The sequence below is a fragment of the Streptomyces sp. cg40 genome, assembly GCF_050320165.1.
Taxonomy (GTDB): domain Bacteria; phylum Actinomycetota; class Actinomycetes; order Streptomycetales; family Streptomycetaceae; genus Streptomyces; species Streptomyces hokutonensis.
The window spans coordinates 3,516,333-3,530,187 of sequence record NZ_CP190128.1; the positions used below are offsets into that span (position 1 = coordinate 3,516,333).

The following is a 13,855-nucleotide window of genomic DNA, read 5'->3' on the forward strand; positions in this document are numbered from 1 at the left end:
GGTCATGACGGGGAGTCTGCCGGTTGCGGGCGCCCTGTGGGTCAGCCCATGTGCGGGTAGGTGTAGTCGGTCGGTGCCACCAGGGTCTCCTTGATGGCGCGGGTCAGGGTCCAGCGCATCAGGTTCTGCGGGGCGCCGGCCTTGTCGTTGGTGCCGGAGGAGCGGCCGCCGCCGAAGGGCTGCTGGCCGACGACGGCGCCGGTGGACTTGTCGTTGATGTAGAAGTTGCCGGCCGCGTAGCGCAGCTTCTCCATCGTGTAGGCCGCCGCCGCACGGTCGTTGGAGATGACCGAGCCGGTGAGGGCGTAGTCGGACACCGACTCCATCTGGGTCAGCATCTCGTCGTAGTTCTCGTCCTCGTAGACGTGCACGGCGAGGAACGGGCCGAAGTACTCGGTGGTGAACACCTCGTTGGCCGGGTCGCTGCACTCCACGACGGTCGGGCGGACGAAATAGCCCACCGCGTCGTCGTACGAACCGCCCGCGACGATCGTGCAGTTGGGGTCCGCCTTCGCGCGGTCGATGGCCGCCTTGTTCTTGGCGAAGGCGCGCTCGTCGATGACCGCGCCGATGAAGTTCGACAGGTCGGTGACGTCACCCATGGTCAAGTAGTCGACCTCGGCGGCGAATTCCTCCTTGAAACCGGAGTTCCAGATCGACGCGGGGATGTACGCGCGGGAGGTCGCGGAGCACTTCTGGCCCTGGTACTCGAAGGCGCCGCGGGTCAGCGCCGTCTTCAACACCGCGCGGTCGGCGCTCGGGTGGGCGACGACGAAGTCCTTGCCGCCGGTCTCGCCGACGAGGCGCGGGTAGGAGCGGTACTTCTCGATGTTGGTGCCGACCGTCTTCCACAGGTACTGGAAGGTCTTGGTGGACCCGGTGAAGTGGATGGCGGCGAGGTCGCGGTGCTCAAGGGCCACCTTCGACACCTCGATGCCGTCGCCGGTGACGAGGTTGATGACACCCTTGGGGAGCCCCGCCTCCTCCAGCAACTGCATGAGCAGCACGGCGGAGTGGGTCTGCGTCGGCGACGGCTTCCAGACCACGACATTGCCCATCAGCGCGGGCGCGGTCGGCAGGTTGCCCGCGATGGCCGTGAAGTTGAAGGGCGTGATCGCGTAGACGAAGCCTTCGAGCGGGCGGTGGTCGAGGCGGTTCCAGACGCCCGGGGAGTTCGCCGGGGGCTGCTCGGCGAGCAGGTCGCGGGCGTACTTGACGTTGAAGCGCCAGAAGTCGACGAGCTCGCAGGGACAGTCGATCTCAGCCTGCTGGGCGGTCTTGGACTGGCCGAGCATGGTGGAGGCCGCGAGAGTCTCGCGCCAGGGGCCGGAGAGCAGTTCGGCCGCGCGCAGGATGATCGCGGCGCGGTCGTCGAAGGACATCGCGCGCCAGGCGGGCGCGGCGGCGAGGGCCGCGTCGATCGCGTCCTGGGCGTCGTCCTGGGTGGCGTTGGCGTAAGTGCCCAGCCGCGCCTTGTGGTTGTGCGGCTGGACGACATCGACGCGCTCGCCGCCGCCCATCCGCCGCTCGCCGCCGATGGTCATCGGCAGGTCGATCGGGTTCTCGGCAAGCTCCTTGAGCTTGACCTCCAGACGGGCGCGCTCGGGCGAACCGGGCGCGTAGCCGTGCACCGGCTCGTTGACGGGGGTGGGGACCTGGGTCACAGCGTCCATGGGATCCGTAACTCCTTTTACGTGAGCGGGTGTTGGGGTCGATCCCCGGGTCAGCCCTTGGTGAGGGTCGAGCGGGCGAAGAAGAGGAGGTTGGCCGGCTTCTCCGCGAGACGGCGCATGAAGTAGCCGTACCAGTCGGTGCCGTAGGCGGTGTAGACGCGCATGCGATGACCCTCGGCGGCGAGTCGGAGGTGCTCGTCGCTCCTGATCCCGTAGAGCATCTGGAACTCGTACTCGTCGAGCTTGCGGCCGGCTCGCCGGGCCAGTTCCTGCGCGATGGAGATGAGGCGCGGGTCGTGGGACCCGATCATCGGGTAGCCGGAACCCTCCATCAGGATCCGCAGAATCCGGACGTACGCCTTGTCGATCTCGTGTTTCTGCTGGTAGGCGACCTCGGCGGGCTCCTTGTAGGCGCCCTTCACGAGCCGGACGCGGCTGCCTGCCCCGGCGAGGCGGCGGGCGTCGGACTCGGTGCGGAAGAGGTAGGCCTGGATGACGCACCCCGTCTGCGGGAAGTCCTTCCGCAGCTCCTCGTGGATCGCGAACATCGAGTCGAGGGTGGTGTGGTCCTCGGCGTCGAGCGTGACGGTCGTACCGATGGCGGCGGCGGCCTCGACGACGGGCCGGACGTTGGCGAGAGCCAGCTCGTGACCGCCGTCCAGCGCCTGCCCGAACATGGAGAGCTTGACGGACATCTCGGCCCGGGTACCCAGTTCGAGCTCCGCCAGCCGGCCGACGAGCGTCAGATAGGCGTCACGGGCGGCGGCGGCCTGCTCGGGGGTGGTGATGTCCTCGCCGACGACGTCCATCGTCAGCTCCAGGCCCTTGGCGGTCAGGTCCTGGACGATCGGCACGATCTCGTCGACGGTCTCGCCGGGGATGAAGCGGTCCACGACCTGCTTGGTCACCGGCGCCGCCGAGATCAGCCGACGCATCTGTTCGCTGCGCGAGGCGGCGAGAATCACGGGACCCAGCACGGGGAACCTCCAAGCGGTCGGACATAAGGGGAACCACCGTGAAACCTAGGGTTGTCTCCGATCGTCGGCCATCGACAGCTGTCACGCATCCGTGCCGCAGATCTCAGACAGATGTATGAAGGCGGCACAGGACCGGCACGGATTCGGCGGGGGAATGCGCGAGAATGCCCGGGTGACATCCGATTCCAGAGGCGACTACCAGGAGCTCGTCGACGAGATCTCCGAACTGCTCGGCGCCCCGGCGACCCTGGAGAACCGCGACTTCGAGCTGATCGCCTTCGGGGCCTACGACGGCGAGGGCGACCTGGACCCGGCCGCCCTGGACCCGGTCCGCACCCGCTCGATCCTCACCCGGCGCTCCACGGCGGCGATCCGCACCTGGTTCGAGGGCTTCGGCATCACCCGGGCGACCGGCCCGGTCCGGATCCCGCCCACCCCCGAGGCGGGTGTCTACCGGGGCCGTATCTGCCTCCCGGTCCGCCATCGGGGCGTCGTCCTCGGCTACGTCTGGCTCCTGGCCGACGACCCGGGACCCACCGCCGCGCAGCTGGACGCGGCCATGGAGGTGACGTCCCGGATCGGCGCGCTGCTCGCGGACGAGGCGCAGCACGGGGCGGATCTCAGCCGGGAGCTGCGGGCGGTGCTGACCGCCGAGCGCGGCTGGCAGGGCGACATGGCGGTGGCGGCCCTGCGCACGGCCCTCGGCACCCGCGGCGACGGCCCGTACACGCTGGTGTGCGTCGCCCCTTGGCCGTCCGCCGACCCGGACGACGCCCCGTCCGCCCGCACGGTGCCGCACGCGACGGCGCTGTGCACGATCCCGTGGGGCCCGGCGGAGCAGCAGTGCCTGGCGGTGCTGGTACGACTGCGGTCGACGGACGCGGGGAGCCCGGCGGAGGCGGCGGCGGCCCGCCTCCTCAAGGACGGCCCGCCCGGCGCCCACCGCGCGGCGGGCGTCGCCCGTCCCCGCACCGGCCTCACCGACCTCGCCACCGCCTGGCAGGAAGCCACGGCGGCGGCCCGCACCGCCCTCGCGGAACCCCGCTTCGCCCCGGTCGCCGACTGGTCCCGCATCGGCCCGTACCGCCTCCTGACCAGCCTCCCCCCGGACTCCGCCCACGACCCCGCCGTGGCCCCCCTCCTCTCCCCCGCCCACCACGAACTCGCCCGCACCGCCGAGGTGTACCTCGACCGCGCGGGCCAAGCGGGGCGCACGGCGGCCGAGTTGGGGATCCACCGCCAGACGCTCTACTACCGCCTGTCACGGGTAGAACAGCTGACGGGTCTTGACCTGGACGACGGGGAGGACCGGTTGTTGCTGCACATGGTGTTGAAGGGGGCTCGGCTGTAAGGCAGTTGGGGGCAACCGGCTACTGGGCGACGCGACGCGTCAGCAGGTCCGCCCGACGTAGTACGCGCCCTGGATCCTGCGGGCGGAGCCCAGCCAGGTCGTACCGGGCCTGACGCACGCCTCGTGGTCGCGCGCCCGGGCGACCCGGACCTTGATGACGACATGCGAGCCGTCCCTGGTGCAGTGGCGGTAGTAGGCGTCGGTACTGGTCTTGTAGAAGCCGCAGGGGGCGGGGGACGCGGGGGGGGCGGCGGCCACCGTGCCGACCGAGGTGAGCACGAGGGCGCCCCACGATCGCCGCGCCGGCCGGTGCGGTTGCTCGAACATGGCCCCACATCGCCGACCGCGGCGGGAGGTGCTGTCCGGCGGAACGCGGCCGGCCGACCAGTCCACCCGCCCCGGATTGGAGCTGCCGGGCACCCCGGCCGGATTCTAGTGTCGATGCCATGACCACCGGCCAGACCTCCGGCTCCCCGACCCCCGCGACACCCAACTGCCCCTCCTCCAAGGCCACTTCGGGCAGTCGTCCCCCACTCCTCACCCGACCCCTGCTCCTCCGCTTCGTCAGCGTGGTCGGCGCCAGTCTCAGTTTCTTCCTGCTGCTCTCGGTCGTACCGGCGTATGCCGCCGAGCGCGGCGGCGGGGGCGCGGCGGGGCTCGCGACCGGGTCGTTGATGCTCGCGACGGTGCTGGGTGAGCTGGTCACGCCCCGGCTCGTCGACCGCTTCGGGTACCGACTCACCCTGATCGCAGGGCTGTTGCTGCTCGGCGCCCCGGCCCTGGTGCTGACCGTCTCCGACAACACCGCGTGGGTCGTCGCGGTGTGCTTCGTCCGCGGGCTCGGCTTCGCGCTGACGATCGTCGCGGGCGGCGCCCTGACCGCGTCGCTGATCCCGGACCAACGCCGGGGCGAGGGGCTCGCGTTGGTGGGCCTGGTGTCCGGCGTACCGTCACTGGTCGCGCTGCCGCTGGGCCTGTGGCTGGCCGAACACCTGGGCTTCGGGCCGGTCGCCGTCGCCGGGGGCCTCGCGGCACTGACCGCGGTCCCCTTCGTCACCGGCCTGCCGGACCGGGCGAGCGGGGCCGACCGCCCCGATGAGCCGATGGGTGTCGTACAGGGCCTGCGAACAGCCGCTCTGCTACGGCCGGTTGTGGTCTTCGCGGCCACCGCGACCGCGGCCGGAATCATCGTGACGTTCCTGCCGCTGGCCGTACCGTCGGCGTCCGCCGGAGTCGTCGCGGTGGCGCTGTTCACGCAGACCGCGGCCTCCACGGCGACACGCTGGCTGGCGGGCCGCCACGGCGACCGGCACGGCAGCGGCCGGCTCGTGCTGCCCGGGCTGCTCCTGTCGGCGGCCGGCGTCCTGGTCATCGCCCCGACCGCGGACCCGGTCGCCGTCGTCACGGGCACCGCCCTGTTCGGCGCGGGCTTCGGCATCACCCAGAACGCCACGCTGACCCTGATGTACGCCCGTTCTTCCGCCGCCTCGTACGGCACGGTCAGCGCGCTGTGGAACCTGGCCTACGACGGCGGAATGGGCGCTGGCGCGGCCGGCTTCGGCATCACGGCCGACCTGACCGGCTACCCGTGGGCCTTCGCACTGACCGCGCTGCTGATGCTGGTGGCGGTGGCACCGGCGGTACGGGACCGGCGGCGCGAGGGCCCGGCCGCGGCCGGATGACCCACCAGGTCGGCGCGCCTCGCGCACGCCCTCCGGCGCCGGCCGGAGCCCCACGGAGAGCGCCCCCATCGGGCCGAGCGTCCGGCGGGCGGCGGGCGGCGGGCGGCGGGCGGCGGGCGGCGAGACCGGCGCTCCGGGCCGACGAACAACCAGCGCATCAACCCACCCTCCGCGCCCCCTCCAGCAGTTGGCGAAGCCCCTCCGTGAGCCTGTCCGCATCCGGCGCCGTCTTCGGGTCGAAGGTCCACTGCATGATGAGCCCGGACATCACGACCATGTAGAACGAGCCGAGCGTGTCGGCGGTCTCGTCCGAGACCTCCTCCTCCGGCACGCCCATGAGCAGGGAGACCAGCCCCCGGCCGCCCTCGCGCTGTGCGAGCGCCAACTGGTCGCGGGCCTCCGGCAGTTGGTCGCCCATCGCCATGATCTCCCCGCTGAGCCGCCACATCGAGCCGGGCCGGCGGAGGGAGTCGACGACGTTCGACCACACCTCCCGGAACCGCTCCAGCGAGCCGGGCGCCCCTTCGAGTCGGTCGCCCCACTCGAAGGACATGTCGTCCACCAGCGAGACGTAGGCCTGCGCGAGCAGCGCGTCCTTCGAGCCGTAGTGGTAGCCGATGGACGCGAGGTTCGTCCCCGACTCCTTCACGATGTCGCGCGCCGTGGTGCGCGCGAACCCCTTCTCCAGCAGGCAGCGCTTCGCGCCTTCGAGCAGATCCTCACGGTGTCCCATGCCCGCCACCCTACCGTCGATTCATACAACCGTCCCATACACATGACTTACACGACCGTTCTATACAAGCGTTCTAGACAACCGTTTAATACGCGCGTACATTCACCGTCATGACGAACTCACCGAGCTCGACGAACCCCGCGAGCACCTCCAACTCCCGTGCCGGGCGCCGCGAATGGACCGCCCTCGGCGTCCTGATGCTCCCGCTGCTCCTCGTCTCCATGGACGTCTCCGTCCTCTACTTCGCCATCCCGGCGATCAGCGCGGACCTGGAGCCGAGCGGCACCCAGCAGCTGTGGATCTTCGACATATACGCCTTCGTCCTGGCCGGCCTGCTGATGACGATGGGCTCGATCGGCGACCGCATCGGCCGCCGCCGGCTCCTCCTGATCGGCGCGGCGGCGTTCGGCGCCGCGTCCCTCATCGCCGCCTACGCGAACAGCGCCGAGACCCTGATCGCCGCCCGCGCGGTCCTCGGCATCGGCGGCGCGACCCTGATGCCCTCGACGATGGCGCTGCTGCGCACGATGTTCACCGACCCCGGCCAGCGCGCGAAGGCGATCGGTCTGTGGTCCGGCGTGATGACCGCCGGTGTCGCGCTCGGCTCGGTGCTGAGCGGGGTGCTGGTCCAGTACTTCTGGTGGGGCTCGGTCTTCCTGATCAACCTGCCCGCGATGGCCCTGCTCCTGCTCATCGGCCCGTTCCTGCTCCCCGAGTCGAAGAACCCGTCCCCCGGCCGCTTCGACTGGCCGAGCGTCCCGCTGTCGCTCGCCGCGGTCCTGCCCGTGATCTACGGCCTCAAGGAGATCCCGTCCGAGGGCTGGCACGTGCAGTACGTCGTCTCGATCACGGTCGGCCTGCTCTTCGCGACCCTGTTCGTCCACCGCCAACGCACGACGGCGTCCCCGATGATCGACCCCACCCTGTTCCGGGCCCGAGGCTTCGCCCCCTCGGTCATCCTCAACCTGGTCTCCGCGTTCGGGATGATGGGCTCGGCCTTCTTCACCACGCAGTACCTGCAGTCGGTGCTCGGCAAGAGCCCGCTGGAGGCGGCCCTGTGGGCACTGCTCCCCTCGGTGCCGATCGGCATGGCGGCCCCGCTCGCAACGACCCTCGTCCAGAAGGGAGTCGACCGCGCCTACGTCGTCGCGGCCGGCTTCGCGACCGCCGCCTGCGGCTACGGCATGCTCGCCGTCACCGGCACCGACGCCCTCTGGCCGGCCCTGGCCGCCGCCGGTGTCCTCGCCTCCGGGATCGTCATGGTGATGTCCCAGATCATGGACCTCGCGATGGGCAGCGCACCGGTGGAGAAGGCGGGCGTCGCGTCCTCGCTGATGGAGACGGGCGCGGAGTTCGGCGGCGCGCTGGGCATGGCGGTCCTCGGCTCCATCGGTACGGCCGTCTACCGCCACGGCATCCCGGCCTCGGCCCCCGCCCCGGCCCACGAGACCCTCGGCGGCGCACTGGCCGTCGCCCGCCGGCTGCCGGGGCACGCGGGAGATGCCCTGACGGCGACCGCACGACAGGCCTTCACCGACGGCATGCACGGCGCGGCGATCGCGGGCGCGGCCCTGCTCCTGGGCGCGGCCTTCGCGGCGGCGCGGACCCTGCGGGGACTGCGGGTGCAGGAGCCGGAGCCGGTGGCGGCGAAGCCGCAGGAAGCACAGGCGTGATGCCCCAACACACAGAAACGCCGGGCGGGTTGAGGATCCTCTCCTCGACCCGCCCGGCGTTCACGTACAAACACGACCGGCACGACTCAGCCCGTCCGGCGCCTTCTCAACACGGGCCGGCAAAATCCAGCCCGTCCGGCGTTTGAGGACGAGGCCCCTTCAGGGCCGATCGGGGGTCTGGGGGCGGAGCCCCCAGCACCACCTCAACACCAGACCAGGATCAGACGAGGTTCACCGAGCGAGCCGACGTCGCGCCGATCTCCTCGGCCACCTCCGCCAGCACACCCGCGGCAACCGTGTCGTCGACCGTCAGAACCGCCAACGCCTCGCCGCCCGCGACCGACCGCGACACCTGCATCCCGGCGATGTTGATCCCGGACTCACCGAAGATACGACCGACCGTGCCGACAACCCCGGGACGGTCCTCGTACCGCAGCACCACCATGTGGTCGGCGAGCGCGAGGTCGACGTCGTAGTCGCCGACCGCGACGATCTTCTGGAGGTTCTTGGGACCGGCCAGCGTGCCGGAGACCGCGACCTCCTCGCCGCTGCTCAGCGTGCCGCGCACGGTGACGACGTTGCGGTGGTCGGCCGACTCGGAGCTGGTCGTCAGCCGTACCTCGACGCCGCGCTCCTGCGCGAACAGCGGGGCGTTGACGTACGACACGGTCTCGTCCACGACGTCCTCGAACACGCCCTTGAGCGCGGAGAGTTCGAGCACCTTGACGTCGTGCTGGGTGATCTCGCCGTAGACCTCGACGTCGAGGCGGACCGCGACCTCGCCCGCGAGCGCGGTGAAGATGCGGCCGAGCTTCTCGGCGAGCGGGAGGCCGGGCTTGACGTCCTCGGCGATGACACCACCCTGGACGTTGACCGCGTCGGGGACGAGTTCACCGGCGAGCGCGAGGCGCACCGACTTGGCGACCGAGACACCGGCCTTCTCCTGGGCCTCGTCCGTGGAGGCGCCGAGGTGCGGGGTGGAAACGACCTGGTCGAACTCGAAGAGCGGGGAGTCCGTGCAGGGCTCCTTCGCGTACACGTCGAGGCCGGCGCCGGCGACGCGGCCCTCCTTGAGCGCGGAGTACAGCGCCTCCTCGTCGACGATCCCGCCGCGGGCCGCGTTGACGATGCGGACGGTCGGCTTGACCTTGCGCAGCGCCTCGTCGCCGATCAGACCGACCGTCTCGGGGGTCTTGGGCAGGTGCACGGTGATGAAGTCGGAGACTTCGAGCAGCTCGTCCAGCGACAGGATCTTGACGCCCATCTGGGCGGCGCGCGCGGGCTGGATGTAGGGGTCGTAGGCGACGACCTTCATCCCGAACGCGGACATGCGCTGCGCGACGAGCGCGCCGATACGGCCGAGGCCGACGACGCCGAGGGTCTTCTCGGCCAGCTCGACGCCCGTGTACTTGCTGCGCTTCCACTCGCCGTTCTTCAGCGCGGCGTTGGCCTGCGGGATGTGGCGCGCGGTCGCCAGCAGCAGACCGCAGGCCAGCTCGGCGGCGGTGACGATGTTCGAGGTGGGGGCGTTGACGACCATCACGCCGGCCTTGGTGGCGGCGGAGACGTCCACGTTGTCCAGGCCGACGCCGGCTCGTGCGACGACCTTCAGCTTCCGTGCGGCGGCGACCGCTTCGGCGTCGACCTTGGTGGCCGAACGGATCAGGATCGCGTCCACGTCGGCGATCGCGGGGAGCAGCTCGCCCCGGTCGGCGCCGTTGCAGTGCCGGATCTCGAAGTCCGGGCCGAGGGCGTCCACCGTCGCGGGCGACAGCTCTTCAGCGATGAGTACGACAGGTTTCGAGCTCACGTGAGTCCTCACAAGTCCATTGCGTGCGGACGGCCGTCCCGACGGCCGCAGGCGGTGGAGGGGCTAGCCGCGGAGACGCACGACGCTGTGGGCCTGACGCGTATTAGTACGGCAGTGTAGTGGCGCGGCGAGGGTCGTCTTACGCCTCTGCGGAAGGATCACCCGTCCGTGACCGGACGGGTTGGACAAAGGGGCCGGAGCACTCGCTCCGGCCCCTCGGCCTCAGGACTTACGCCTCTTCGTCGACCCAGCTCATCAGCTTGCGGAGCTGCTTGCCGGTGGTCTCCAGCAGGGACTCGGCGTCCTTCTGCTTGTACTCGTTGTACTTCTTCAGGCCGCCGTGGTACTCGGCCATCCACTCGCGCGCGAAGGTGCCGTCCTGGATCTCGGCGAGGACCTGCTTCATGGTGGCCTTGGTCTCGTCCGTGATGATCCGCGGGCCGGTGACGTAGTCGCCCCACTCGGCGGTCTCGGAGATCGACCAGCGCATCTTCTCCAGGCCGCCCTCGTACATGAGGTCGACGATGAGCTTCAGCTCGTGCAGGCACTCGAAGTACGCGATCTCGGGCTGGTAACCGGCCTCGGTCAGCGTCTCGAAACCGGCCTTGACCAGCGCGGCCGTACCACCGCAGAGAACGGCCTGCTCACCGAACAGGTCGGTCTCGGTCTCCTCGGTGAAGGTGGTCTTGATGACGCCGGCGCGGGTGCCGCCGATGCCCTTGGCGTACGACAGCGCGAGCGCGAAGCCGTTGCCGGTCGCGTCCTGCTCGACGGCCGCGATACACGGAACGCCGCGGCCCTCCTCGTACTGGCGGCGCACGAGGTGGCCCGGGCCCTTGGGGGCGACCATGCAGACGTCGACGCCGGCCGGCGGCTTGATGAAGTCGAAGCGGATGTTCAGGCCGTGACCGAAGAACAGCGCGTCGCCGTCCTTGAGGTTGTCCTTGATGGACTCCTCGTAGACCTGGGCCTGGATCGGGTCCGGGACGAGGATCATGATGACGTCGGCCTCGGCGGCGGCCTCGGAGGGCGTCACCACGCGCAGGCCCTGCTCCTCGGCCTTCGCCTTGGACTTGGAGCCCTCGTGCAGACCGACTCGGACGTCGACACCCGAGTCACGGAGCGACAGCGCGTGGGCGTGGCCCTGGCTGCCGTAGCCGATGACCGCGACCTTGCGGCCCTGGATGATGGACAGGTCGGCGTCGGCGTCGTAGAACAGCTCGGCCACTTTGGGTTCTCTCCTTGGTGTGCAGGTGTTGCGTCCCACCGTATGACGGCGGGCGGAATCGAAGTTCGGGGGTCTCGGAATGCGGGCGGCCGGGGCCGCCCGCAGACGGTGCTACGCGGAGCGGTCGAGCGCGCGCAGCGAGCGGTCGGTGATGGAGCGGGCGCCGCGGCCGATCGCGATCGTGCCGGACTGGACCAGCTCCTTGATGCCGTACGGCTCCAGCATCTTGAGCATGGCGGTCAGCTTGTCGCTGGAGCCGGTGGCCTCGATGGTGACGGCCTCCGGGGAGACGTCGACGGTCTTGGCGCGGAACAGCTGGACGATCTCGACGATCTGGGAGCGCGTCTCGTTGTCGGCGCGCACCTTCACCAGAACGAGTTCGCGCTGAACGGCGGAACCCGGCTCCAGTTCGACGATCTTCAGCACGTTGACGAGCTTGTTGAGCTGCTTGGTGACCTGTTCGAGCGGGAGTGCCTCGATCACGTTCACCACGATCGTGATGCGGGAGATGTCGGGGTGCTCGGTGACGCCGACGGCGAGGGAGTCGATGTTGAAGCCGCGCCGGGAGAACAGGGCGGTGATCCGGGCGAGGACACCCGGCTTGTTCTCGACCAGGACGGAGAGCGTGTGCTTGGACATTTCTCTGTGGTCTCTCTCGCTCAGTCGTCTTCGTTGTCGCCGAAGTCGGGGCGGACGTCCCGGGCGAACATGACCTCGTCGTTGGAGGTGCCGGCGGCGACCATCGGCCACACCATGGCGTCCTCGTGGACGATGAAGTCGATCACGACGGGGCGGTCGTTGATCGAGTTTGCCTCCTCGATGACCTTGTCGAGGTCGTCGGGGGACTCGCAGCGGATCGCGTAACAGCCCATCGCCTCCGACAGCTTGACGAAGTCGGGGATGCGGGTGCCCGCGCTCGGCTGCTTGCCGTCCGCCTCCGGGCCGCTGTGCAGCACGGTGTTGGAGTAGCGCTGGTTGTAGAACAGGGTCTGCCACTGACGGACCATGCCGAGGGCGCCGTTGTTGATGATGGCGACCTTGATCGGGATGTTGTTCAGGGCGCAGGTGGTGAGTTCCTGGTTGGTCATCTGGAAGCAGCCGTCGCCGTCGACCGCCCAGACCGTGCGGTCCGGGGCGCCGGCCTTGGCGCCCATCGCGGCCGGGACCGCGTAGCCCATCGTTCCGGCGCCGCCGGAGTTGAGCCAGGTGGCCGGCTTCTCGTACTGGATGTAGTGCGCGGCCCACATCTGGTGCTGGCCGACGCCCGCCGCGAAGATCGTTCCCTCCGGGGCGAGTTGGCCGATGCGCTCGATGACCTGCTGGGGGGAGAGCGAGCCGTTGTCGGGCTGCTCGTAGCCGAGCGGGTAGGTCTCGCGCCAGCGGTTGAGGTCCTTCCACCAGGCGCTGTAGTCGCCGGTGTGGCCCTCGCTGTGCTCCTTCTGGACGGCCTGCACCAGGTCGGCGATGACCTCGCGGGCGTCCCCGACGATCGGCACGTCGGCGGCGCGGTTCTTGCCGATCTCGGCCGGGTCGATGTCGGCGTGGACGATCTTCGCGTACGGCGCGAAGCTGTCCAGCTTGCCGGTGACGCGGTCGTCGAAGCGGGCGCCGAGGGCGACGATCAGGTCGGCCTTCTGCAGCGCGGTGACGGCGGTGACCGCACCGTGCATGCCCGGCATTCCCACGTGCAGCTCGTGGCTGTCGGGGAATGCGCCGAGCGCCATCAGGGTGGTGGTGACGGGCGCTCCGGTGAGTTCGGCGAGGACCTTCAGCTCGGCGGTGGCGTGGGCCTTGATGACGCCGCCGCCGACGTAGAGGACGGGCCGCTTCGCGGCGGTGATCAGCTTGGCGGCCTCGCGGATCTGCTTGGCGTGCGGCTTGGTCACCGGGCGGTAGCCGGGCAGGTCCATGACCGGCGGCCAGGAGAAGGTGGTCTTCGCCTGGAGGGCGTCCTTCGCGATGTCGACCAGCACCGGGCCGGGGCGGCCGGTGGAGGCGATGTGGAAGGCCTGCGCGATGACGCGCGGGATGTCCTCGGCCTTGGTGACCAGGAAGTTGTGCTTGGTGACCGGCATCGTGATGCCGACGATGTCCGCCTCCTGGAAGGCGTCCGTACCGATCGCCTTGGACGCGACCTGCCCGGTGATCGCCACGAGCGGCACCGAGTCCATGTGCGCGTCGGCGATCGGCGTCACCAGGTTGGTGGCACCGGGGCCGGAGGTCGCCATGCAGACGCCGACCCTGCCGGTGGCCTGCGCGTAGCCGGTGGCCGCGTGACCCGCGCCCTGCTCGTGCCGGACCAGGACGTGACGCACCCGCGTCGAGTCCATCAGCGGGTCGTACGCCGGAAGGATCGCACCGCCGGGGATGCCGAATACCGTGTCGGCCCCGACTTCCTCAAGAGAGCGGATGAGGGACTGCGCGCCCGTGACGTGCTCGGGGGCGGACGGCTGTCCTCCGGATCGGGGCCGCGGCTGCGGATGGGCCCCGGTGGCCTGCTCGGTCATCGTCATTCTCTTCTCGATGCTGAGGGTTTTTGCGAGGTTTGTGCGGGGTTCTACTGCTGCACGACTCGATCCTGTGCAACAAAAAACCCCTCGTGCCGTGAGGCAAGCGAGGGGAGCGCGCCGGGTGCGGTCGCTGGGAGTTCCGGGTCCGTCCGGACGTCACCAGCTTCAGCCGACGCGCTTTCCAAGTACGAGAATTCGGGTGCGCATGGCATTGACCC

General features: G+C 70.1%; 11 protein-coding genes. 3 read left to right on the top strand and 8 right to left on the bottom strand.

The window, feature by feature from the left end:
* Positions 1-41: 41 nt before the first annotated feature.
* Positions 42-1,673, bottom strand: a complete 1,632-nt coding sequence (gene pruA, locus ACQHII_RS15280; protein WP_427919821.1) for an L-glutamate gamma-semialdehyde dehydrogenase — start codon at positions 1,671-1,673, stop codon at positions 42-44.
* Positions 1,674-1,723: 50 nt separating this feature from the next.
* Positions 1,724-2,650, bottom strand: coding sequence for a proline dehydrogenase family protein (locus ACQHII_RS15285; protein WP_427919822.1), 927 nt, complete (start codon positions 2,648-2,650; stop codon positions 1,724-1,726).
* A gap of 154 nt (positions 2,651-2,804) precedes the next feature.
* Between ACQHII_RS15285 and ACQHII_RS15290 the strand changes: the two genes are divergently transcribed.
* Entirely contained in the window at positions 2,805-4,001 is a 1,197-nt protein-coding gene (locus tag ACQHII_RS15290) for a PucR family transcriptional regulator (RefSeq protein WP_427919823.1), read from the top strand.
* A 39-nt stretch (positions 4,002-4,040) separates the two neighbouring features.
* On the opposite strand, the gene ACQHII_RS15295 is transcribed toward ACQHII_RS15290, so the two are convergent.
* A complete protein-coding gene (locus tag ACQHII_RS15295) occupies positions 4,041-4,328 on the bottom strand; it encodes a DUF6355 family natural product biosynthesis protein (RefSeq protein ID WP_427919824.1) in 288 nt (95 codons plus the stop codon).
* Positions 4,329-4,447: 119 nt separating this feature from the next.
* On the opposite strand from ACQHII_RS15295, the gene ACQHII_RS15300 reads away from it, so the two are divergent.
* Positions 4,448-5,683, top strand: a complete 1,236-nt coding sequence (locus ACQHII_RS15300; protein WP_427919825.1) for an MFS transporter — start codon at positions 4,448-4,450, stop codon at positions 5,681-5,683.
* Positions 5,684-5,840: 157 nt separating this feature from the next.
* Here ACQHII_RS15300 and ACQHII_RS15305 read toward each other — a convergent pair whose 3' ends face one another.
* Positions 5,841-6,416, bottom strand: coding sequence for a TetR/AcrR family transcriptional regulator (locus ACQHII_RS15305; RefSeq protein ID WP_427919826.1), 576 nt, complete (start codon positions 6,414-6,416; stop codon positions 5,841-5,843).
* A 110-nt stretch (positions 6,417-6,526) separates the two neighbouring features.
* Here ACQHII_RS15305 and ACQHII_RS15310 point away from each other — a divergent pair, with 110 nt between their 5' ends.
* Positions 6,527-8,089 carry an MFS transporter gene (locus tag ACQHII_RS15310; protein WP_427919827.1) on the top strand — a complete coding sequence of 521 codons (1,563 nt, stop codon included), beginning with the start codon at positions 6,527-6,529 and terminating at the stop codon, positions 8,087-8,089.
* Positions 8,090-8,309: 220 nt separating this feature from the next.
* On the opposite strand, the gene serA is transcribed toward ACQHII_RS15310, so the two are convergent.
* The 4 genes from serA to ACQHII_RS15330 all read right to left on the bottom strand — a co-directional run bounded on the left by serA (position 8,310) and on the right by ACQHII_RS15330 (position 13,640).
* Complete coding sequence (gene serA / locus ACQHII_RS15315; protein WP_019068661.1) at positions 8,310-9,899, bottom strand: phosphoglycerate dehydrogenase; 1,590 nt, start codon at positions 9,897-9,899, stop codon at positions 8,310-8,312.
* Positions 9,900-10,128: 229 nt separating this feature from the next.
* Positions 10,129-11,127 (bottom strand): ketol-acid reductoisomerase, encoded by a 999-nt coding sequence (gene ilvC / locus ACQHII_RS15320; RefSeq protein WP_019068660.1) that lies wholly within the window; start codon positions 11,125-11,127, stop codon positions 10,129-10,131.
* A 111-nt stretch (positions 11,128-11,238) separates the two neighbouring features.
* A complete protein-coding gene (ilvN, locus tag ACQHII_RS15325) occupies positions 11,239-11,766 on the bottom strand; it encodes an acetolactate synthase small subunit (RefSeq protein WP_019068659.1) in 528 nt (175 codons plus the stop codon).
* 20 nt (positions 11,767-11,786) lie between these two features.
* A complete protein-coding gene (locus ACQHII_RS15330; protein WP_427919828.1) occupies positions 11,787-13,640 on the bottom strand; it encodes an acetolactate synthase large subunit in 1,854 nt (617 codons plus the stop codon).
* Positions 13,641-13,855 lie beyond the last annotated feature (215 nt).